The organism is Acinetobacter sp. Ver3 (genome assembly GCF_000632455.1).
Taxonomy (GTDB): Bacteria; Pseudomonadota; Gammaproteobacteria; order Pseudomonadales; family Moraxellaceae; genus Acinetobacter.
The window spans coordinates 1-22,795 of the sequence record NZ_JFYL01000011.1; the positions used below are offsets into that span (position 1 = coordinate 1).

General features: G+C 38.9%; 15 protein-coding genes. 6 read left to right on the forward strand and 9 right to left on the reverse strand.

Annotation, left to right across the window (positions count from 1 at the left end):
• The 3 genes from CL42_RS04955 to CL42_RS04965 form a co-directional block, all read right to left on the reverse strand.
• Positions 1-804 (reverse strand): site-specific recombinase (locus tag CL42_RS04955; RefSeq protein ID WP_035265761.1); only part of this gene is annotated, 804 nt, incomplete at its 3' end.
• 191 nt (positions 805-995) lie between these two features.
• Positions 996-2,360 (reverse strand): MFS transporter, encoded by a 1,365-nt coding sequence (locus tag CL42_RS04960; RefSeq protein WP_035265762.1) that lies wholly within the window; start codon positions 2,358-2,360, stop codon positions 996-998.
• 173 nt (positions 2,361-2,533) lie between these two features.
• Positions 2,534-3,619, reverse strand: a complete 1,086-nt coding sequence (locus tag CL42_RS04965) for a DUF475 domain-containing protein (protein WP_035265763.1) — start codon at positions 3,617-3,619, stop codon at positions 2,534-2,536.
• Positions 3,620-3,935: 316 nt separating this feature from the next.
• Here CL42_RS04965 and tenA point away from each other — a divergent pair, with 316 nt between their 5' ends.
• The 4 genes from tenA (at position 3,936) to CL42_RS04985 (ending at position 8,864) form a co-directional block, all read left to right on the forward strand.
• The gene (tenA, locus tag CL42_RS04970; protein ID WP_035265765.1) at positions 3,936-4,610 is read left to right on the forward strand and encodes a thiaminase II; all 675 of its coding nucleotides are present in this window, start codon (positions 3,936-3,938) and stop codon (positions 4,608-4,610) included.
• Positions 4,611-4,782: 172 nt separating this feature from the next.
• The gene (locus CL42_RS04975) at positions 4,783-5,154 is read left to right on the forward strand and encodes a hypothetical protein (RefSeq protein ID WP_035265767.1); all 372 of its coding nucleotides are present in this window, start codon (positions 4,783-4,785) and stop codon (positions 5,152-5,154) included.
• Between the two features lie 254 nt (positions 5,155-5,408).
• Positions 5,409-8,240, forward strand: a complete 2,832-nt coding sequence (gene uvrA / locus CL42_RS04980; protein ID WP_035265769.1) for an excinuclease ABC subunit UvrA — start codon at positions 5,409-5,411, stop codon at positions 8,238-8,240.
• Between the two features lie 111 nt (positions 8,241-8,351).
• Positions 8,352-8,864, forward strand: a complete 513-nt coding sequence (locus tag CL42_RS04985; protein ID WP_035265770.1) for a hypothetical protein — start codon at positions 8,352-8,354, stop codon at positions 8,862-8,864.
• Positions 8,865-9,058: 194 nt separating this feature from the next.
• Here CL42_RS04985 and CL42_RS04990 read toward each other — a convergent pair whose 3' ends face one another.
• Together CL42_RS04990 and blaOXA are read right to left on the reverse strand one after the other, a co-directional pair.
• Complete coding sequence (locus CL42_RS04990; protein WP_035265771.1) at positions 9,059-10,765, reverse strand: GGDEF domain-containing protein; 1,707 nt, start codon at positions 10,763-10,765, stop codon at positions 9,059-9,061.
• A 487-nt stretch (positions 10,766-11,252) separates the two neighbouring features.
• On the reverse strand, positions 11,253-12,146 hold the full coding sequence (blaOXA, locus tag CL42_RS04995) for a class D beta-lactamase (RefSeq protein WP_155756956.1): 894 nt from the start codon (positions 12,144-12,146) through the stop codon (positions 11,253-11,255).
• Between the two features lie 819 nt (positions 12,147-12,965).
• Between blaOXA and omp33-36 the strand changes: the two genes are divergently transcribed.
• Positions 12,966-13,913 carry a porin Omp33-36 gene (gene omp33-36 / locus CL42_RS05000; RefSeq protein ID WP_035265773.1) on the forward strand — a complete coding sequence of 316 codons (948 nt, stop codon included), beginning with the start codon at positions 12,966-12,968 and terminating at the stop codon, positions 13,911-13,913.
• A 63-nt stretch (positions 13,914-13,976) separates the two neighbouring features.
• On the opposite strand, the gene CL42_RS05005 is transcribed toward omp33-36, so the two are convergent.
• The 4 genes from CL42_RS05005 to CL42_RS05020 form a co-directional block, all read right to left on the reverse strand.
• On the reverse strand, positions 13,977-15,947 hold the full coding sequence (locus CL42_RS05005) for a BCCT family transporter (protein WP_035265775.1): 1,971 nt from the start codon (positions 15,945-15,947) through the stop codon (positions 13,977-13,979).
• Between the two features lie 226 nt (positions 15,948-16,173).
• The gene (locus tag CL42_RS05010; protein ID WP_051586527.1) at positions 16,174-16,863 is read right to left on the reverse strand and encodes an ion channel; all 690 of its coding nucleotides are present in this window, start codon (positions 16,861-16,863) and stop codon (positions 16,174-16,176) included.
• Between the two features lie 136 nt (positions 16,864-16,999).
• A complete protein-coding gene (locus tag CL42_RS05015; RefSeq protein WP_035265777.1) occupies positions 17,000-18,706 on the reverse strand; it encodes a cation acetate symporter in 1,707 nt (568 codons plus the stop codon).
• A gap of 1 nt (position 18,707) precedes the next feature.
• Complete coding sequence (locus tag CL42_RS05020; RefSeq protein WP_035265779.1) at positions 18,708-19,040, reverse strand: DUF485 domain-containing protein; 333 nt, start codon at positions 19,038-19,040, stop codon at positions 18,708-18,710.
• A 183-nt stretch (positions 19,041-19,223) separates the two neighbouring features.
• Between CL42_RS05020 and CL42_RS05025 the strand changes: the two genes are divergently transcribed.
• Positions 19,224-22,715 carry a PAS domain-containing hybrid sensor histidine kinase/response regulator gene (locus CL42_RS05025; protein ID WP_035265782.1) on the forward strand — a complete coding sequence of 1,164 codons (3,492 nt, stop codon included), beginning with the start codon at positions 19,224-19,226 and terminating at the stop codon, positions 22,713-22,715.
• The last annotated feature ends 80 nt before the right edge of the window (positions 22,716-22,795 follow it).

A 22,795-nucleotide genomic window follows, 5' to 3' on the forward strand; every position in this document is an offset into this window, starting at 1 on the left:
TTTCTTCTTAAAGTTTCTTATTAACTGAGTTCGTTCAGATTCAATATAATCCAGAGTTTGTTTTAATAAAATTCCACTTACTGGAATTCGTGCCTTCTTCATTCCTTTGGTTAATGTTAATTCAATAAAAGTATTCTTTTTCGCTATAATGCTTTGCTCCAGCGTCTCCCTTAACGGTATTTGATAAATGGTTAACTCACATATCTCATGTGCCCTTAATCCACAACTACGTCCCCATTCAACCATCAAGTTAAAGCGTTTTTCTAAATCTTTACAACTAAATTGCTCTTGGCTCAGTAATTTTTCTATCCATTCATCTCTAGGCGCTATTTTGGGAGGAGATTTCTGTTTTTCATAATATTTAATTAAATTATGAGTAAAACCGTTTTTAGTTTTAAAAACTTTTATTCTATAATTAGTATTAAACCCTATAAGATTACTAGAATACTTATTATTCTCACACCAAAATAAGAAATGAATCACAGTAGATAATAATTGTGATATGTACTTACCTCCTATTGATTTTACATTCCTGCTAGAAATATTGTATGCATAAGCATCTAACCAATTATCATTTATGTGATCAAATGTACATTCTTGATTCTCAACTTCTAACTGAGAAATAAAATCACATATATGTTTAGTATAAGTGTATAAAGTTCTATCACCCCACAATACTCTTTGAGACAGAAAATATTTGAGAGTAAGTCTATTTATATTATGATTATTATCTAAAATTATGGGAAATTTTTGATAAGATTTTCCAGCAAAGACTACCTTACTAGAATAATCAATATATGCCATATATCCACCTCAATTGTTTGAATCAACCATGTTTCATAACATAGCACCCAAACAATTCTAAGTGAACACATAGCATACTTAGAGTAAAACATTAGAGTAGTCTATTAGTGAGCAAGAATAACTTTATTCACGCCGCGCATGTGCTCTAATCTTCCTATTCGATTCTATGTTTTACTTTATAAGAGTTATGATTAAATGGCTACCTCTTTACCCAACAAGTGCGTTAAATGTTGTCGCGCAGTGTCATCTAACTGCTGCTTATCAACTTTGACATAGACCACTTGTTGATCAGTCATCACCACGACCTCTTCAATACCACGAATTGCCAGTAACTGAGAAGTCCATTCATCTGTTTCTTGGACTTTGGGCAAACTCAAAATCAGTGATGATAAATAACGTGGCTGCTTTAATCCAAAACTAATCAACAGCCAAAGAATGGCAATTCCTGTCAGTACCCCCCAGCCTAGAGCAGTGTTATTTAACATCAGCAATTGCCCACCCAGTATACCGCCAAAAAAAGCACCTAAGAATTGACCACTGGCATTCACACCCATTGCTGTCGCTTTGGATTGGATAGGTGCTGCCTTCGATAACCAAGATGGCAGTAGTGCTTCCATCACATTAAAGGCAATAAAGAAAAGACCTAAACCAAGCAACAAAATGTATTTCGATTCAAATCCAAAAATCATCACGATCAAACCGGCGATGATCCCAGCAATCGCAGTCAGAAAAATACCTCGCATTTTTCGATATTTTTCAGCAAGAATGATACTAGGAAAAGCAAAAAATAAACTGATTACCAATAAGGGAAGATAGATCAAACCATGCTGAGCTAAAGGAATATCTGCAAAGTCAATCAATTGAGAAGGCACATAGATGAACATCGCCGTCAGCAATAAATGCAAAGCAAACACAGAAACATGTAAGCGATTTAAATCGCCCATTTTCAAAACTTGTTTTAGCTGAGTGAGATAACCTTGCTGAAAATTTTTATGATGACGTGTTGTTTTGGGAACAAGAAATAGCATTGCAATGGCAAGTAATCCCATGAGTGTGGTCACCCAGAATAAGCCTGAAATACCCACCACGCTGGTCAACCATGGCCCTAAACTAAATGCAATAACGAAAGAGAGACCAATACTCATCCCCATCATTGCCATCGCCTTCATACGATTTTCTTCACGCGTAACATCTGCCAATAACGCCATGACGACAGCAGAGACAGCTCCACCCCCAGCTATTGCACGCCCTATAATCACACCATAGATTGTGTCTGACATTGCTGCGATTGCACCACCCAAGGCAAACAACAATAAACCCAATACGATCAGCGGCTTTCGGCTATAACGGTCTGCAATCAAACTAAAAGGAATTTGTAGTATTGCCTGAGTCAAACCATACACACCTACGGCCAAACCAATCAAAGCAGGTGTTGCATATTCATAAGCCTGTCCCGCAACAGAAAAGACCGGGACAATCATAAACAGACCTAACATTCGCAATGCAAAAATGCTGCTCAATGCAAATGTGGAACGGCGTTCTAAGGCATTCATCATAAAATTTAGGTAATCGCGTGATTTCTATGTCTACTTTGATTATAGAATATTCGGATGATGAACAGGCATGAATTTTATTTGAAATAAAGATCAACACCATCTGTTTTCCCTAGGGCAAAAGCCTTAAGCCAAAAAAAGCACAGCTTGTGCTGTGCTTTTTTCGATGTGTTCATCTAGCCTTGTAGCGCTTGACGCTTCTTATATTGAATAGATGCAATCACTGCCCAAACAATAAATGCTACACCAATCAGACCTGTAACCACTTCAGGAACATGTACGCCTGTACCACTCGCAATCATAATGAAAGCCAATGCACCAATTGCATAGTGCGCACCATGTTCTAAATAGATGTAAGCATCTAAAGTGCCTTTCTCAACGAGATAGATGGTAATAGAACGAACAAAGATAGCACCAATCGCAAGACCTAACATAATCACCACAACATCTGAGGTAATCGCAAAAGCACCAATCACACCATCAAAACTAAATGATGCATCCAATACTTCTAAATACAAGAACCCGCCGATACCTGCTTTGACTACGCCTGTTGGCACACCATTACTATCGTGACCAATTGCATTACCATTTTCATCAATTTCAGGCTCACCACCCAGCAAATGGCTCAGTACTTGTACCCCAATATAAATGACGATGCCCCAAATACCCGCCATAGTCACGACTAAGCGTTTAGCTTCATCAACATTAGCAGCCATGATCAGTAAAGCCACTAAAGCAACAAATACAGATAGTGCAGGTACAGATGCCAATTTCGCTAAACGACGCTCAATCCATTTGAACCAATGCGTGTCTTTACCATCATCCAAGAAAAAGTTAAGGAATACCATCAATAAGAATGCACCACCAAATGCTGCAATTTCAGGATGATGATTCATCAGTCGTGCCGAATATTCTTTAGGGTCATTTAATGCCAAATCGACAACTTCCATCATGCCCATATCCGCTGTGACCGCGACGATCACAATTGGGAAGATTAAACGCATACCAAATACTGCAATGAGAATACCTACAGTCAGGAAAAGCATTTTCCAAAAGTGATCCCAATGACGAAGCACTGAAGCATTCACGACAGCATTATCAAAAGAAAGTGAAACCTCCATCACAGCTAAAATTGCAGTGATGGTCAGTACGGTGAACATGGTCTTGAGGCCAGCTTCTGGACCATGGGTATAACCCCAATAGGCAGACAGCGCAAGACACACGATCGTGAATACGATTGAGAAACCAAAATGTTTCCACATAATCTAGCGACCTTATAAAAATGATGTGAATCAATAAAAATTTTACAAAACATAAACTTAGAGTTTTTATATGACGATTATTAAACGAAGTCTGTGCTTAGTGATTTGTAAAAATTCTAAAAATTGAATGTCTGATTTCTAGCGCTAAAAGACACTCAATTAAACTGTGCTAATTATGACGAGTTTTCAAAATTTATCCAAAGTTCTTCGTATGATTTTTTTGTTGAAGATGATGTATCGCTCAAGCTAGTTTTGTAACGACAAATTGATATGATCTTAGATGATACCTAGAGATGATTTTATTCAGGATGGATTTATGCGTTTTTCAGAAGCCGTTTGGCAACGAAACTACGATTTATATCAAAAAACATTAGCACTCCCTTTTAACCAAGAACTGGCGCTTGGAACACTGAATCAAGAAGCTTTTTGCCATTACGTCATTCAGGATGCGCATTATTTGGTTGCCTATGGTCGAGCATTGGCTATTTGTGGTGCTAAAGCATATGACTCCGATGCCATTATTCAATTTACGCAAGGTGCTAATGAAGCAATTGTGGTTGAGCGTGAACTGCACAATGGTTTTATGCACGAATTTGGCATCACTAAAGCTGATTTTGAAAATACACCTTTGACTGCTGCTTGCCATCATTACACCTCATTTCTGACAGCTACTGCATGGTCAGAGAGTTATCCTGTCGTTTTAGCTTCATTACTGCCGTGCTATTGGATTTATGCGGAAGTGGGCAAAGACATTCTTAAACGTAATATTGCAAATAATCCTTATCAAGCGTGGATTGACACTTATGCTGGCGAGCATTTCAACGAAGAAGTACGAAAAGTCATTGAAATTATTGACCGTGTTGCGGCAGAAAGCGATCAACATACCATTGAAAAAATGCATCAAGCTTACACACGGGGAGCTGAACTCGAATATTTATTCTGGGATAGTGCCTATCATCAACGTCAATGGTTAAGCCTAGATCACTCATGATGCTATTACCTGCATAACCAAATTAAAGGTCGGTGATCTAAACTGCATTGCCGACTTTCAGGCTCATTTCGATTTAAATGGATTTAAGACTGGATTTTAAAGCAAACTTCAAGCACAATTATTATTGATAATAATTATCATTATCATAAATAAAATTTACTTGAGGTTTTCTATGCAACATTCACTGGGAACAGAAGCAATCCGTGCATATTTCACTTTACAATGCTGTTGGTTAAATAATGAAGAAGTTTATTTAGACAAAGGATGTACACACTGTGGATCTGCTGCCACATATCTCATTTATTTTACCAATCATCATATTCAAAATTTAATGCTCGACTTCATTGCACAATACTCTTGTTCAAGCTCTATACGTTTTGATTTTCTAGATTTACAACATTTCGAAGCCGAATATAACGATTTTCTTCAACACTTAGAAAAAGAAGTAAATTTTTACGCACGTCAACATCATGCTATTGAAAGACATATATGTTTTGAACAGGTGGACTCTATTTTCGAACGTCACTATTCACGTGCTTGCTGATCAATATTCACCCGAAATTACTTATATTTAATATCCTATGGCTCATCATGACATCAAATTTGCGAATTGATTATGTCTTGTTCATCTATTTAAAATCAGATTACAGGAACTCTCAAAGCACTTTACATTGGACTTTTGCTGTTCAATGAAATTTTACCGACATAATTTGTCGTGTTTTATTTTTCATTTGTGCTTGAACAAAATTAAATCGCTATCATATATCACCTTCACTCAGCATATTTTCGAGATGTTTTATGAGCCAAAGTCATATCCGTATTCGAGGCGCACGCACCCATAACTTAAAAAATGTGAACCTTGATATTCCACGCGATAAGTTCGTGGTGATTACGGGACTTTCAGGTTCAGGTAAATCTTCACTGGCTTTCGACACCTTATATGCAGAAGGTCAACGTCGCTATGTGGAATCTTTATCTGCCTATGCACGCCAATTCCTATCCCAAATGGAAAAACCTGAAGTCGATTCGATTGAAGGTTTAAGCCCAGCTATTGCCATCGAGCAGAAATCAACCAGTCATAACCCACGTTCAACGGTCGGTACGATTACTGAAATTTATGACTATTTACGTTTGTTGTATGCTCGAGTGGGTACACCCTACTGCCCTGAGCATGACTTGCCGATGGTGGCACAAACCGTGTCGGAAATGGTTGATGCGGTTAAAGCACTTGAAGAAGGTACGGCTTTATTGTTACTTGCTCCTGTTGTACGTGAGCGCAAAGGTGAATACACCAATTTATTTGAGCAATTACAAAGCCAAGGTTTCGTCCGTGCACGTGTAGACGGTGAAATTATGGAAATTGATCCACCGCCTGAACTGGATAAGAAGAAAAAACATACCATTGAAGTCGTGGTCGACCGTTTTAAAGTCCGCGATGACCTAGGCAACCGTATTGCAGAAAGTTTTGAAACCGCACTGCGTTTAGGTGGCGATATTGCCATTTTGTCATGGATGAAAGGCGAACAATCTGATCGTGTGTTTTCAGCAAAACACTCATGTCCTGAATGTGACCGTGCCGTTGCCGAATTAGAACCTCGTCTGTTTTCTTTTAATAACCCATTTGGTGCTTGTCCGGTCTGTGATGGTTTAGGGACACGCAGCCATTTTAGTTCTGACAAACTCATTCCAAACCCTGAAGTCAGCATCAGTCAAGGAGCAATTCGTGGTTGGGATCGTCAGCGTCCATACTATTACAGCATGATTGAAAAAGTCGCTGCACATTTCGACTTTTCTCTTGATACGCCGTGGAATGAACTTGATGCGGAAACCAAAAAGAAATTCCTTTACGGTACAGGCAAAGAAAAAATTGATTTAAGCTATATCGATGAACGTGGTCGCCGTCATAACCGTGTGATGGCTTTCGAAGGGGTTTTACCACATTTAGAACGTCGTTACCGTGAAACTGAATCAAACTATGTACGTGATGATTTAGCTCAGTATTTATCGAATGCTGCATGTGACGCTTGTGGCGGTTCACGTCTCAATGAAATTTCACGTCATGTGCGTGTCAAAGACAAAACCATTGCCGAAATCACCAAAATGTCGATTGGCGATGCTGAAAGCTATTATCAAGATCTCAATCTTGAAGGCGCCAAAGGTGAAATTGCCGATAAGATTTTTAAAGAAATTCGTGAGCGTTTGCACTTCCTTGTATCAGTCGGCTTGAACTATTTAAGTCTATCTCGTTCAGCCGAAACCTTATCAGGCGGTGAAGCACAGCGTATTCGTTTAGCTTCGCAAATTGGTGCTGGCTTAATGGGCGTGATGTATGTGCTGGATGAGCCATCGATTGGTTTGCATCAACGTGACAATGACCGTTTGCTTGAGACTTTGGTTCGTTTACGTGATCTCGGCAATACCGTTTTAGTGGTTGAGCATGATGAAGATGCCATTCGCGCAGCGGATCATATTATTGATATTGGTCCTGGTGCAGGTGTGCATGGTGGTCATGTCATTGCCGAGGGGACTTATGATGAATTGGCAGCCAATGAGGATTCTCTGACAGGCAAATACCTTTCAGGTAAGTTAAAAATTGAGGTGCCGAAAACGCGTGTACAACCACCTAAACCTGATGAGCAAATTAAGCTGATGGGTGCATGTGGTCACAACTTAAAGAATGTTGATCTCACCATTCCTTTAGGTGTTATGACCTGTGTGACGGGTGTATCGGGTTCAGGTAAATCGACTTTAATTAACCGTACTTTATTGCCACTTGCTGCAACACAATTGAATGGTGCAACGACGTTAACGGCAGAAAAATTTGATTCGATTGATGGCTTACAATTCCTCGATAAAGTCGTGGATATTGACCAAAGCCCAATTGGACGTACACCGCGCTCAAACCCTGCAACCTATACAGGTTTGTTTACGCCAATTCGTGAACTCTTTGCTCAAACCCCAGAAGCCAAAGCACGTGGGTATGCCGCAGGTCGTTTCTCGTTTAACGTGAAAGGTGGTCGCTGTGAGGCTTGTGAAGGCGACGGTATGATTAAAGTGGCGATGCATTTCTTACCGGATATGTATGTGCCATGTGATGCCTGCCATGGCAAGCGTTATAACCGTGAAACTTTGGAAGTCGGCTATAAAGGCAAAAATATTTCTGACGTACTTGAGATGACCGTTGAAGATGCGATGCATTTCTTTGATGCGATTCCTGTCATTCATCGTCGTTTAGAAACTTTACATCAAGTTGGTTTAGGTTATATCCGTTTGGGTCAGTCGGCAACCACGCTTTCAGGTGGTGAAGCACAGCGTGTGAAACTTGCACGTGAGTTGGCGAAGCGTGATACAGGTAAAACCCTGTATGTGCTTGATGAGCCAACCACAGGTTTACATTTCCACGATATTGCGAAACTTTTGGATATTCTTCATGAGCTACGCAATAAAGGTAATACCATTGTGGTGATTGAGCATAACTTAGATGTGATTAAAACTGCCGACTGGATTGTGGACTTAGGTCCTGAAGGTGGTGCTGGTGGCGGTATGATTATTGCTGAAGGTACGCCTGAAGAAGTAGCGAAAAATAAGGTTTCGCATACTGCACGTTTCTTAAAACCAATGTTGAAATAATCTCCCCCTTACGGATTAATGCTCCTCATCTTTGAAAAGGAGGGTTAGGGAGGTTTCAAAATAATAATTTATTATGCTAAAACGGTGATTCATTCACCGTTTTTTATTCTTATGACTTTATTAGAAATATTAGATACAGCTATTAAAATTGGTTTAGGTGCGCTCATTACAGGGATCATTACTTATTTCAATCAAAAGGCAAATTTGAAGGCACAACAAAATAAGGAAAACAAAGAATTTAATCGTAATCTTTTAACAAAAATTTCTTCTGATATAGAGGAAATAAATCATTTAATTTTAAAAATTTGGGCTATATTTGATTTTGAAATTAAAAAGCCTGTATTAGATAAAGAAGTAATTAGCGACAGACTCTCTCCTCTGCGAGAAAACCTATTTGATGACTTTAATCTATTAAGTAAAAATGAAGGGCTTTTACTTTTATATGACTATAAAGATCAACAAGAAATATTGAGAAGATACGGTGAACTTGTAGGTGCTTTTAATTCCTATACATGTTTTCGTAAAGAATCTGTTTCAATTGAGAAAACTGCTGAATATAAAGCAAGTATATTAGAGACTAGAAAACAACTTTATCAAAGTTTAAATAAAGCCATTCCTAAATAATTTTTAACTGAAATCCAATCACATGAAAGCGACCTGGATGTCGCCCGTTTGATTAAGATATAAGGATGTATCCTCAATCAAACAAAAGCATTTTGCCTACTTTTTTCTTTCAAAAGTAGGAAACTACTACGCAAATTTAATAAAAAATCTAACTGACAATTGAGGACGTGATTACAGCCAATATTCACATAATCTTAGCTTGAAACCGTATTGCGTCCCTGCGCTTTCGCTCTAAATAATGCTTGGTCTGCCTTAGCAAATAAAGCTTTCCAAGAATCAGCACCTACCGTAACACCCACACTGATCGAAACCGTAAATGATTGACCTTGCTCATCTGTAAATTGTAAATCACCAATACCCTTACGCATCTTTTCTGCAGCACGTAACCCATGTTCAAGATCTAAATTTTCAATCAACACCAAAAATTCATCCCCACCAAAGCGAACGACTAAATCAGTTGATCGAACATTATGACTTAAACAATTTGCCACCTGCTGAATGACCTGATCCCCTGCCACATGACCATATTGATCATTGACCTGTTTAAAATAATCAATATCTACAATCATCAAACACGTTTGGGTAAACTTATTGGGCTGAGCTTCCATAAGTTTGGTATAGGCTTCTAAAGCAAAACGATTTGAAACACCTGTTAATTTATCGGTATTGGCAATATTCTTTAATTCAAACTCAAATTCATCACGTTGATGCAACATTTTCTGAAGTTTTTGCATCGCTTCATGTAATGAATGTACTTGCTTCTGCTGATCTTCTATAAAATGACTATCGACCAAAGCATTGGCATACGACAATTCAACTAATTTATCTCTCACCATAATAAGCGGCGAAATAACTTTACGTTGAACATAAATCATCGTAAATAAAGCAGCCAATAGTGAAATTAAAGAGACAATCAATGTGAGTATAAAATTGAGTTGATTCGCATCTTTTTCTGACTTTGCGATTTCAACGCTCTTATTGAGCAAATAGTCTTGTAAATCGATAACTGTTAAGAATTTACCAGATACAGCTACACTTAATTCAGTCCCTGATAAAAAATAAGGTTGTCCCTTTCGGCTTTCATCAATTAATCGCATGATGATAGGTAAACCTTGATCAATAAACTGAGTTTTCACTTCTTGGTGTAAGCGAGCGAATTCAGCTGTACGATGGCGTTCGGGTTGGATGGTATTCACTAAATCCCACAAATAGCGAACTTGTTTTTGCGTTTGTAATGCGCGTGCAATATTGTCACTTGGTAACGGCTGCTGAAATGTCACATGTGCAGTTACATTTGAAGCAACACGTCCAGCCTGATCTCGCAAATCAGCCAACACCAAAATCATGGTGTAATAATGCCCCATCGAACTGTCTTTACTTTTAGACTGCATTACCAGTTTTTTCAGTAAATCATGGCTGCTATCCCACGCATTAAACATTGTAAGAATAGCTTGATCTAAAGCTTCAGGCGTACGCTCTGCAAATGGCAACGAAATATAGTGATCGACTTGTTTGCGACCTTCCGCTAATTTTGGATTTAGGTATTGAGCGACGTACTCTTCTAACCCATCATATCCAGACTGATCTAATCGATGAATCGAGACCTTAATTTGTTCATCTACTCCCGCGCGATACTCAATAAGCGCTTGTTTATTTTTTTCAAACTCTTCTTGTGAACTCGACATTGCCATGTTCGCAGGGCCACGCTCGCGTGAAATACGATTCGCTAGAGCAGCAACGGCACGAAGATTTTCTATTTCAATCAATGCTGTTTGTGATTTCTGATATTCGCGATAATGGCTAATGACCAATGGGATTGAAATACAGAGGATAGATAAGACGATAATTATCACGAACACAAATAGGCGGCGACCAATTTGCTCGGAATGTGATTTTAACATCCAAACTACCTCTAAAATAAAAGACCGTATGAAGCGGTGAGATTTATAAAATTTCTTTGAACTTGGTTATATTTTACAATATAACCATGCTTAAAAAGCACTTAAAGCACAAGTTTTTATTTAAGAAACAACGTGATAAATATCACACTATTGTAATGCCGTAAATTTTTTTGTTTAATATTTAAATTATTTTTCCACCAATATACAAGTGATATATTTCGCAGTATTTACTTTTTTTGAATTAAAATCAGATGATTATTTTGATCACTTAATCAGCATCGAAAAAATAGATCACGCGCATAATATTTAATCATTATACAAACTTCATCCTTTAAACCATAATACTTACATCGCAAAGACACTGATTCATATCAGATTTGCTTAATGAATTTTGCTCTACCCTCGGATGTTTCTCCCACATATAGAACATCCTTTTTCAGCCCAGCCATCCCAATCGGCTGGGTTTTTTTTATCTTTTATATGACTTTTAACGTAAATAATGAAATAAACCGAGTCGATCTAAAATATCTAAAGTGATTTCCTTCCGTTGCTGAATTTTATCACCATTTTTCATTTCTAAATTTAATGTAAAGGCAGTGACTTGACCGCTGGCTTGTTCTACAAAACCCACATACCAGCCCACCTGAGGCTCAATATCCATTCCCCAACCACTTTTGGCATATAACTTATTCGCACCACGTGATTCGACATACATCATGTCTCTTACATCTTGTTGTACATCTCTACGAAACGGCAATGACAACTGCGCCAATCTATAAAAAAATTTAACTTGTTGATCAGGTGTAATCTCTATAGGACCTTTTAACCAAAATTGATCTATCTCATCCCCGACTTTTGCATTTCCATACTGAATTCGACTTAATTCCTGCTGCATCAATGTTGGTCCAATACGGTGTGCTAAGGCTTGATACACAGGTACAACAGATGCTTGTAAGGCCTCACCAAGCGTAAAATCACGTTGCCAACTATCAAATGAACGTTTATTTCCATCCCATTTAAACACTTCATACCGAGTTGATTTATGATGTTCTAATCCAATCAAAGCATTCACTATTTTAAAAGTAGATGCAGGGATAAAATTTTCTTTTGCTCTTGTTCGATCAGAACCATAGGTTTTAACGTGTTCGCCATCATAGGTGATCAATACACCTTGAATATTTTGCTGATTAAATAGGGTCTCAATATGATGCTGATTCTTTGATTCACTGCTATTCAGCATTGAATCATCTTTTAAATCGTATGCTTTTGTTCTCGGATTAATATGATCTAAGGCCTGGCAGGCAGATAAAAAAACAGACGTTAAAACAAGTGCAACAACGTAGATTCCTTTCAATTCAATGTTCCAACTTGACCAATACATTTAATTCAATTTTGACAGATTATTTCCAATTTTTTTGTCTATTTTTACCACTTTTTTTAAAAATATTATTTACATGTGCAATATGCTGGTGCATAATGCCCCACATTAGGGCGAGATAGAAATATACCTCAGCAGAATTTCTGTATTTCCCTCAAGTTTTGGCGAAAAAACCTAGTTTTCTATGAAAACTAGGTTTTTTTTTGCTCAATATTGATAAAGAATACACCCAATTATGCACTATAATAGTGCAATAAATATAAGTTAAAAAAAACCCAGCCTTGGGGAAAGCTGGGTATATAAGAGAAATAACCACTATAATATTTAGTAAATCTAAAAGGTAAAACTCAATTTATTTAAATATAAAAAAAAACTTAGTTAACGAGCATGTAATTATGTGAAAATTAACTTAAATTGCAAACATCGTAACCCTTTGAAATTCCGAATCGACCTAACACTTTACAGCCAAGTAGGTGAAAAAAGTCACATTATTTATTTTCAAATGAGTTAAAATTAAACGAAAATCTTAAATTTCATGTAAATTAACATTTTCTTTATACGTTTTATCCGATTCTAATAATCTTTTTTTTGTATAATTTCGATGCAATTTTTTAGCTTAATCGACCTTGAAAATCTCCTTATCACATTGTTATTTTTGAATAAAATGTTCAAAAATTCATGTTCTTAATCTTCTTGTATCAAGACATAACACACAAAATAAATTTAGACCAGCAGACTATTACCTTAAAGATCATTGACTTAATACATTGTTACAATACAATATTTACTGCATATTCATTCGACATTTATTTGGTAACTATTATGAAAAAAATTAGTTTAGCCACTGCTTTATTAGTAGCAATGACTGGGGCACACGCATATCAAGTTGAAGTACAAGGGGCTGCTGAGTACTTTGATGACTCATTGAACAATGATAACTACACTGGTTCTGTACAAGGTACTTATTACTTCAAGAATGTAGACTCAACTAAAGGTCCTTTAGCTGAAGCGGCTTTCTTAAATCAAGCATCTAATGTTTCTGTTGCTTATAACTTCGGTGAATATTCTGCTGATGTTAAAGTACCTGCTTACGGTATTAATGAAGAAGTTAAAGCAGAACAACATAACTACGGTGCTAAAGCTGAAGCTTACATCCCAACTAAACTTATTCCTTTATATGCAAGCGCGTCATATAGCCATTCAAAAACTGATGCTAAAAATGACTTCACTGCAAACAACCCATTAAACCACCCACAAGTTGCTAAATTAGCAGATGGTAACGGCGATCGTTATGCTTTAGAACTTGGTGCAATGTTACTTCCAAACTTCTTAGTTGCTGTAGGTTATACAAGCGTTGCTGATCAATACTCTTTTGATGTCTTTAAAGCAATCAACAACGGCAGCGTATTCTCAGCACTTGAAACAGGTACTATTGCTGAAGATCAAGATGCGATCACAGCTCGTACTAAATATGTAGGCGGCATCACTGATACAAATATGTCTGTTGGCTTTGAAGCTGGTTTAGTATACGGTGAAGATACACTTTACCAATTAAAATCTGACCTTTACTTCAATCCACAGTTAAGCGCAGGCGTTTCTTATACTGAATCAAGCTTTAATGACACTCCAAGCTCAGCTATCGGTGCTAACGTAAACTACTTCATCACTCCAGCTGTAGCTGTTGGTGCAAGTTATGTAAATGCTAACGCTGAAAATGGTTCTAGCCGTGATACTGAAACTGTTGGCTTAAATGCTAAATTCCGTTTCTAATAAATTATTAGATACAGAATCAAAAAAGGACGCATAATGCGTCCTTTTTTAATCATTCACTATTTACTCAGGGCTACGAATTACACTTAAGAAATGTAAATGTCTTTCGTATTGATCAATAACATCTTGAATTAAGTCTTCTTGTGTCCAGTCCATTACATCATAGGCCTGTCCACCCTCTCTTAAAAACACTTCGGCCTGATAATAATCCTGCTCAGTCACCATTGTATCTGGCATAAAGCTCGGTGGCGTTGTTCTTTGTGACATCACTTGATATACAAAATTCAACTCGTCATGGTGATCTACCCTCAACTCTACCCCTTCACCCAATCGATTTACACTAACCTTAAACTGTCTTCTCTTGAACTCTTTCTGCACTTGCTCTAATGCTTGAGATACTTGAGATTCAATAAATACATCAACCTCTTCCTTAGAATGAGGATAGTGCATAATCAATCCTAAGCGTTTTTGCCAACTCCGTGGTTGATGAATTGCTCGAGGTGTAATTCTCGCCTCTTGCAGAGCATTCATTTTAATTAAATCTACTTTTAAGGCTTTGAGTAATCCCCAACAAATAAAAAGCATAATGACGGAGAATGGCAACGCACTCATGATGGTCGCAGATTGTAAAGCACCAAGCCCACCGACCAATAATAATACAATTGCCAATACCGCCATAAGCACAGTCCAAAAGAGTCGTTGCCATGTCGGTGAACCTTCACCTTTAGCCGTCAAATAGTCTGTAACTAATGCACCTGAATCCGCTGAAGTGACAAAGAATAAAATAACCAGCGATGTTGCTACTACACTCATGATTGAAGCGAGTGGTAAGCTATTTAAAAATTCGAATAATGCAACGGAAGAATCCTTCTGTACGGCTAGCATCAGTGCTTCATTGCCTTCTTGCATAATACTGAAGAGCGCAGCATTCCCCATAAAGCCCATCCAAATGAGTGTAAATCCAGTAGGAATCAACATAACTCCAACGATAAACTCTCGAATAGTTCTTCCATGTGACACACGTGCGATAAACATCCCGACAAATGGTGACCATGAGATCCACCATGCCCAATACATAATCGTCCAACCACCAATCCAACCATTCGGTTGATAAGCATATAAATTAAATGTCATGGTAAAGAGATTAGAAACATACTGACCCATGTTCTGAATTGTGGTTTGCAAAAGATAAATGGTAGAACTCGCGAAGAATACAAAGAGCAATAAACTTATTGCCAATACCAAATTCAACTCAGACAACCGTTTAATTCCTTTTTCTAAACCTAGAAAAACGGACAATGATGCCAATGAACTGACGATAATGATCAGTATCACTTGAGTACTTGCTGATTGAGGAACATCAAATAAATAATTCAAGCCTGAGTTAATTTGCGTTACACCAAAACCCAACGTTGTCGCCACACCAAATACTGTTCCAATCGTGGCAAATGTGTCTACGGCATCCCCCATGGGACCATGAATTTTTTTTCCAATGATCGGATAAAGCGCGGAACGTACTTTTAAAGGCAATTGATGTCGATAAGCAAAATACGCCAAAGACAATCCAATCAATGCATAGATTCCCCATGCATGAAGTCCCCAGTGGAAGAAAGTCACTCGCATCGCTTGCTGCGCTGCCAAAACCGTTTCTCCATCACCGACTGGCGGAGAGACATAATGCATTACAGGTTCTGCTACCCCAAAAAACATCAGGCCAATCCCCATACCTGCGGTAAAGAGCATTGCAAACCAAGAGCCATTACTGTAACTCGGTTGGCTATGATCTGGACCGAGCCTGATTTTGCCGTAGTCAGAAATTGCGATATAAGCCAGCACGATCAGAAATATGGCAACTGCTAAAACATAAAACCAACTAAAAGAATCCGTAATCCATTGGTTCAGTTGCTGAGTAACTAATTCAAAACCATGAGGAGATAACACCACAGTGGCCAAAAATACAAAAATAATGAGTACCGTGCTGATAAAAACACGTGGATTCACATTTGAATACCATGAAGGATGCTGAGAAGACATAATTCCCCTATATATTTATTTTTCGGTGAAACGCTTCAAACTGGATAAAACGCTATATGAAATGAGATCATTTATCCTCAACCTCATACAAAGCCGAGTTAGTTTCATCAAAGACGGAATAGAAAAATCGGCTCAATATAGAGCATCGGAGACTGTTTTTTGATCTAAGTACTTATTATTCATGATTTTGCAGATGAATGCCGTTAGCAAGATGTAACGTTCTGTTTTAATCATCCTGATGCTTTGGCAAATGAGCAATGTATTGCAATGCAATTAAGCGCGAAACAATCAAAGCCAGATACATGACTCCACTAAACATTTGAATCATAGCAATCAGTCTCGCCAGCGGACTCAAGGGCATAATATCTGAAAGACCTGTTGCCGACTGAATACTAAAACTGAGAAACAACAAATCTAACCAACTATGTTGAATAGATTGTTCAGGCGTTATGCTAAAACTCAGTGGGTCATATAGCTGGCAGATGCTATATAAAAATGCGAAGCTCCATGCAATTAAAGTAAAAACAGCTGCTGCCGCAAATAATTCATCTTTGGTCAAATAGCGGTCTTCGAACATATATCGAATCAAACCATAAGCCGCTGTCGTATACGCGATAACTTCAAATATATGCGCTGTAATTTGAATATAGGCTTGATGGTATCCAATCAGAATCAAGAAAGAAAAAATGAGAGCCCCTAATACCCCCAATAAACCTACAGCACTAAAAATTGGGGTCATTTTGATGACTTTAGCAATAATGAGAAGGACTAAAGCGCCGAGAATCCAAGTTATGGAGCGATAAGCCAAATCATGACTTGATACCACTGCGAGGAATAAAATCAGCAGCTGTAAAATCAGTAGACAAGCGGATGGTAAACGTACGAGATCACGTATCGCGCGGCATATTAAACTCATCTCAACTCCAACTATTTTTATTGTTTTGTTTGAATGAAAGCATAGCGGACAGTTGATGAATTGTATGTCATTTAAAATAGAAATTTGGTAAAGAAAAAAGCCCCTTAAAGGGGCTTTTTATCATGATCAGTATAGCTTAGTGGTCTGACGCACCAGAAATACCAATACCTGTTTGTGAGCGTACAAACTGTGCATCAAATGCTTTACGTTCTGCTTGCGCTTGTACAGAATTGTCTGTCACAGAGAACAACCAGCAGAAGAAGAATGCTAAAGGCATCGCAAATAATGCAGGACCGTTATATGGATTAATTGGTGTATCAGAAATACCAAGCGTATCTACCCAAACTGCTTTAGAAAGTACGATGAGTACAACCGCTAAAACTAATCCAACAACACCACCGGCAACTGCACCACGCGTTGTTAAACCTTTCCAGAACATTGAAAGTACAAGCACTGGGAAGTTTGCACATGCAGCAACAGAGAATGCTAAACCTACCATGAAGGCAACGTTTTGTTTCTCGAACAAGATACCCAAGATCATCGCAAAGATCGCAAGACCTAAAGTCGCGATTTTAGACATACGAAGTTCAGATTCAGGTGTAGTTTGTCCTTTCTTCAATACGTTCGCATATAAGTCATGTGAAATTGCTGAAGCACCTGACAACGTTAAACCTGCAACAACTGCGAGAATCGTGGCAAATGCAACCGCTGAGATGAAGCCCATGAACAAATCACCGCCTAAAGCATCAGACAAGTGAACCGCAGCCATGTTATTACCACCAACAAGCTCTAGCTTGCCAGTCACTGCCATTTTCGCAATATCAAGGAATTGCGGGTTGTTCGATACATAGAGAATCGCACCGAAACCAATGATGAAAGTTAAAAGATAGAAGTAACCGATAAAGCCTGTTGCAACAACAACTGATTTACGTGCTTCTTTCGCATCTTTTACTGTGAAGAAACGCATGAGGATATGTGGTAAACCAGCTGTACCAAACATCAATGCTAAACCAAGAGAAATCGCATCAATTGGGTTTGATGCCAGACTACCTGGTCCCATGATTTTGGTTGCATCATCTAAGGTTAAATCATGTACTTTAGAGAAGACTTGAATCGATTGCTCGAACATATTGGTGAAGCTAAAGCCAACGCCTTTCATCACCATAAATGCCATGAAGGTAGCACCTGACAACAACATCACTGCCTTAATGATTTGCACCCATGTTGTCGCTAACATACCGCCAAACATAACGTATGCCATCATGAGCAGACCGACGATGACGACAGCAATGTTATAGTTCAAGCCAAACAGAAGCTTGATCAACTGACCAGCGCCGACCATTTGGGCAATCAAGTAGAATGCAACAACAACAAGCGAGCTTAACGCTGCCAGTGTGCGTACAGGTTTTTCTTGTAAACGGAATGATACAACGTCAGATAAATTGTATTTACCCAAGTTACGCAAACGCTCTGCTATCAAGAAAAGTACGATAGGCCAACCTACCATGAAACCAAGTGAATAGAGTAAGCCATCGAAACCTGACAGGAAAACCATCGCAGAAATACCAAGGAACGATGCTGCGGACATATAGTCACCAGCAATGGCTAAACCATTTTGGAAACCAGAAATTCCACCGCCTGCGGTATAGAAATCTTTGGTGTTTGTGGTTTGTTTAGCTGCCCATTTGGTAATCCCCAGCGTTGCACCGACGAAAATCAAGAACATGATAATCGCAGGCCAATTTGTTGCTTGTTGTTCTGCTGCACCTAAATCAGGACCTGCGAATGCCAATCCAGATAGCATTGCAGTCCCTGCAAATGTGAGTAAAGAATTCCATTTCATCTTAGTGTAGTCCCTTCTCGTGAGTGATGGCTTCAACTTCGCGCATAGCTTCTTCGTTTAATTGATCGAGCTTATTGTTGGCAATGTACGAATACACACCACATAACAAGAAAGACAGCACGATGATGCCTAATCCTAGAGGGATACCCCAAGTGGTTACACCACCTGAAAGCGATGACAATAAAAATTCTTTGTTATAGCCAACTAAAAGCATAAAACCAACGTAGACAAACAGCATAATGCCTGTCAATGTCCAGCTCAGTGTGCTTTTCTTTTTGACCATTTCTTTGAATTTGGGATTCTGTAGAATTTGCTCTACTTGTCTCTCATCCATAAACAAGACTCCATATGAGACCCAACCGTAGGTCATTTTTTTTATTTAAATTATTCCGATTTTTAAATTAGCAAGATTTTGCATTGGTTGTAATTTAGACTTTGGTCGCTAAATTTTGATCAATTTGAACGTGACAGTTCATGGATGCGTTATCATTACACGAGATTCTCAAGTGTAAGTCCTATGAACAGTTGGTTGATTATTGGGGTACTCGCCCTCTACATCCTCATCCTTTTTATTTGCGCCTTTTTTGGTGAAAAACATGCCAGTCGGCTCAGCCCACGTGGACGCATGTTATTGTTTAGTTTGACCTTAGGCGTGTACTGTTCGTCTTGGACATTCTACGGCGCAACGGGTGCTGCTGTTCGTGAAGGGATCATTTTCCTTCCAATCTACTTAGGCCCACTTCTGTTTGTCTGGTTTGGTTATGATATTTGGCGTCGCTTAGGTCGAGTACGTCAGCACCATGCTATTTCCTCAATTGCTGACTTTGTGGCAGCACGTTATGGCAAAAGCGGACCTCTCGCCTCACTCGTCACCATTTTAGCCGTGATCGCCATCATTCCTTATCTTGCCTTACAACTGAGAGCCATTGCACTCAGTGCATCCGTGATGTTGCAACAAGATTCAGAAGTGATGAATCTGACCACCAATGGTGTTCTTACACTTACAGGGGTTCTCGCAATTTTGGCTATGATGTTTGGTACACGTCAGATTGCCAACACCGAACAGCATGGCGGTTTAATGCTGGCAGTCGCTTTTGAATCCTTTGTTAAATTATTTGCACTCCTCTGTGTCGCTTTTTTCTTTTTATTTGAACGCCCCGAAAACCTCATTCAAGTTTCCGCAGACGTATCCAAAACCTTCCATGAAATTCAACTGATGGGCGTGCCAGATACCTTTTGGATTCAAACACTTTTAGCAGCATTAGCGATTATATGTTTGCCACGCCAGTTTCATGTTGCTGTAGTTGAATTACGTGATGAAAAACATATTCGTGGTGCGCGCAGATGGTTTGCCGCTTACATCATTTTAACCGTTGTCGCGATTATTCCGATTGCAAGTTGGGCACTTCATGCTGCACCAGAATACATGGCAGTCCCTGATGTTGCCGTGCTGTCACTGCCTTTGAGCTATAACCAAGAATGGCTGACGCTCTTAGCATTCCTTGGAGGATTTTCGGCTTCAACTGGTATGCTTTTAGTCTCTTCAGTCGCACTCTCAATCATGCTCAGTAACGACTTGATTATGCCTGCGCTATGGCGCTTGGGTTGGATTTCTCGTCATGACAAGCGTTTACCTCGAATGCTGAAATTCACACGTCGCGTATGTATTTTGGCGGTCATGCTACTTGGATTCTTATTCTTCCATTTCTTTAATGACATTGATCAGCTGTCAGTATTTGGTCTTTTGGCATTTAGTGCTGTTGCACAGTTTGCACCTGCACTTATTGGGGGGTTGTACTGGCGTGGTGGAAGTAAACAAGGGGTCTATGCAGGTCTCATCGTTGGTTTTGTGATGTGGAGTTACACACTGCTCTTACCAACAATTTTAAGAAGTTTACCAGATGAATATTATCAATTTACCTATTCGTTTCTGATGTTTGGCCCTCTGGGATTTGACTTATTAAAGCCTGAAGCATTACTTGGTTTTGAATCATTTGCGCCATTAACACATGGTGTAATTTGGTCACTTGGCTTAAATATCGTGCTCTACATCTGGATCTCACGAATTTATCGTCCAAGTATTGCTGAGCAAATACAGGCAGAAAGTTTCTTCTATTACGAAACTAAACCCCTACAAACGCAACAAACCTCAAATGAAGTTAATTATTTACATCATGATGTCGCACGATTAAAAGTGGGTGACCTGATCACGCTTGCCAAACGGATTACGGGTGAAGGTCCGACCATGCATGCGTTTAATCAATTCTGCTTATCCAATAATGTGATATTAAACGAAAACAGCAGTGCCAATGGAATGTGGTGGCGTTTCACTGAACAATATCTTGCTGGCACAATTGGAGCTGCATCGGCACGTACCCTACTCACTACAGCCATGGTTAACAATGGATTAGCACTTGGACAGGTCGCTAATATTCTAGACCAAGCATCACAATGGCAACGCTTTAACCAAAATCTAATTATGACCATGATCGACCACATGACCCAAGGGGTAAGTGTTGTCGATGAAAACATGTGTTTAGTCGCATGGAATAATCAATATCTCGTTTTATTCGATTATCCAAAAGATTTGGTATATGTGGGCTGCCCGATTGCAGACTTGATCCGATACAACGCAGAGCGCGGTGAATGTGGACCTGGTTCCGTTGAAGAGCACGTACGTAAACGTATTCATTGGATGAAAGTAGGTAGCGCTCATGAGTTTGAACGTATTCGTAAAGATGGTCGTGTTATCCAAATGCGAGGAAATCCAATCGAAGGCGGTGGCTTCGTGACGACATTTGCTGATATTACGGCATTCCGAGAAACTGAAGCACTACTTGAAGGACGCGTTCAAGATCGCACTCAACAACTTGCCAATGCCTTGGCAGAACAACAATTGGCACGTGAACAAGCTGACAAAGCCAATATGTCAAAAAGTCGATTCATTGCTGCAGCAAGTCATGATTTACTTCAACCTATGCACGCTGCACGGTTATTCAGTACGGCATTAGAACAAAGCATTCAAAATGAAGAAGATGCTAAAACGCTACAGCAACTCGATCGTGCCTTACATGGTGCAGAGAGTATGCTTTCTGCATTATTAGACATTGCACGTTTAGAAGGTGGAACAATACAACCTAAACGACAAGCCTATCCATTACATGACCTATTGAGTGACTTAGAACTACAATTTAAATCAATTGCAGCACAACGAGCGATCTCCTTCCGAGTGCATGACGTGAAATTCTGGATTGATACAGATCCTCAATGGATTCGCCGTATTATTCAAAACTTTGTCAGTAATGCCCTAAGATACACAGCAAAAGGTCGTGTAATTGTTGGGGTGTTACGTTCAGCAGAAAGAGCAAACCATATTCGTATTGGTGTTTGGGATACTGGTCCAGGGATTGCTGAACAACAACGTATTAAACTCTTCCAAGAGTTTGAACGTTGTGGACATACCTCGCCATGGGGTGAACAAGGTTTAGGTCTTGGACTCGCCATCGTTCAGAGAATGACCAGCATGTTGGGTTATCCTGTGCATGTGTATTCCGAGTTGGGTAAGGGTTCATGTTTTATGATTGAAGTCCCACTCATCGATGCACCAAAGGTTGTGACCGCACCAGTTCAAGCCACACCATTAAAATCTGCAGCGTATAAAATTTTATGTTTAGACAATGATGAAACTATTTTAGAAGGCATGGCAACTTTGCTTACTAAATGGGGTTATCAAGTGTTTAAAGCCACAGAACCTGAACAAGCGCTTGAGATTATTCAACAAGAGAACATTCAAGTTTGGTTGGTCGATCAACACCTGAATTCAAATAAAATAGGATTAGATTTTATTGTAGAACATCGTCAAGAAAATGTGCCTGTGGCATTGATTACAGCTGATTCAGATCCTGAGCTTCCGCAAAGACTCAAAGAGCTGAATATTGTCCTATTGAAAAAACCTCTCAAACCTGCCTCTCTACGTTCATGGTTATCAGGTTTAAAAATTTCAAAATAAGATTCGAAATAGTCATATTTTGATACATTCATCACCCAGTTTTTCCAAGAAAATCTGGGTGATTTTTATACATATTCACA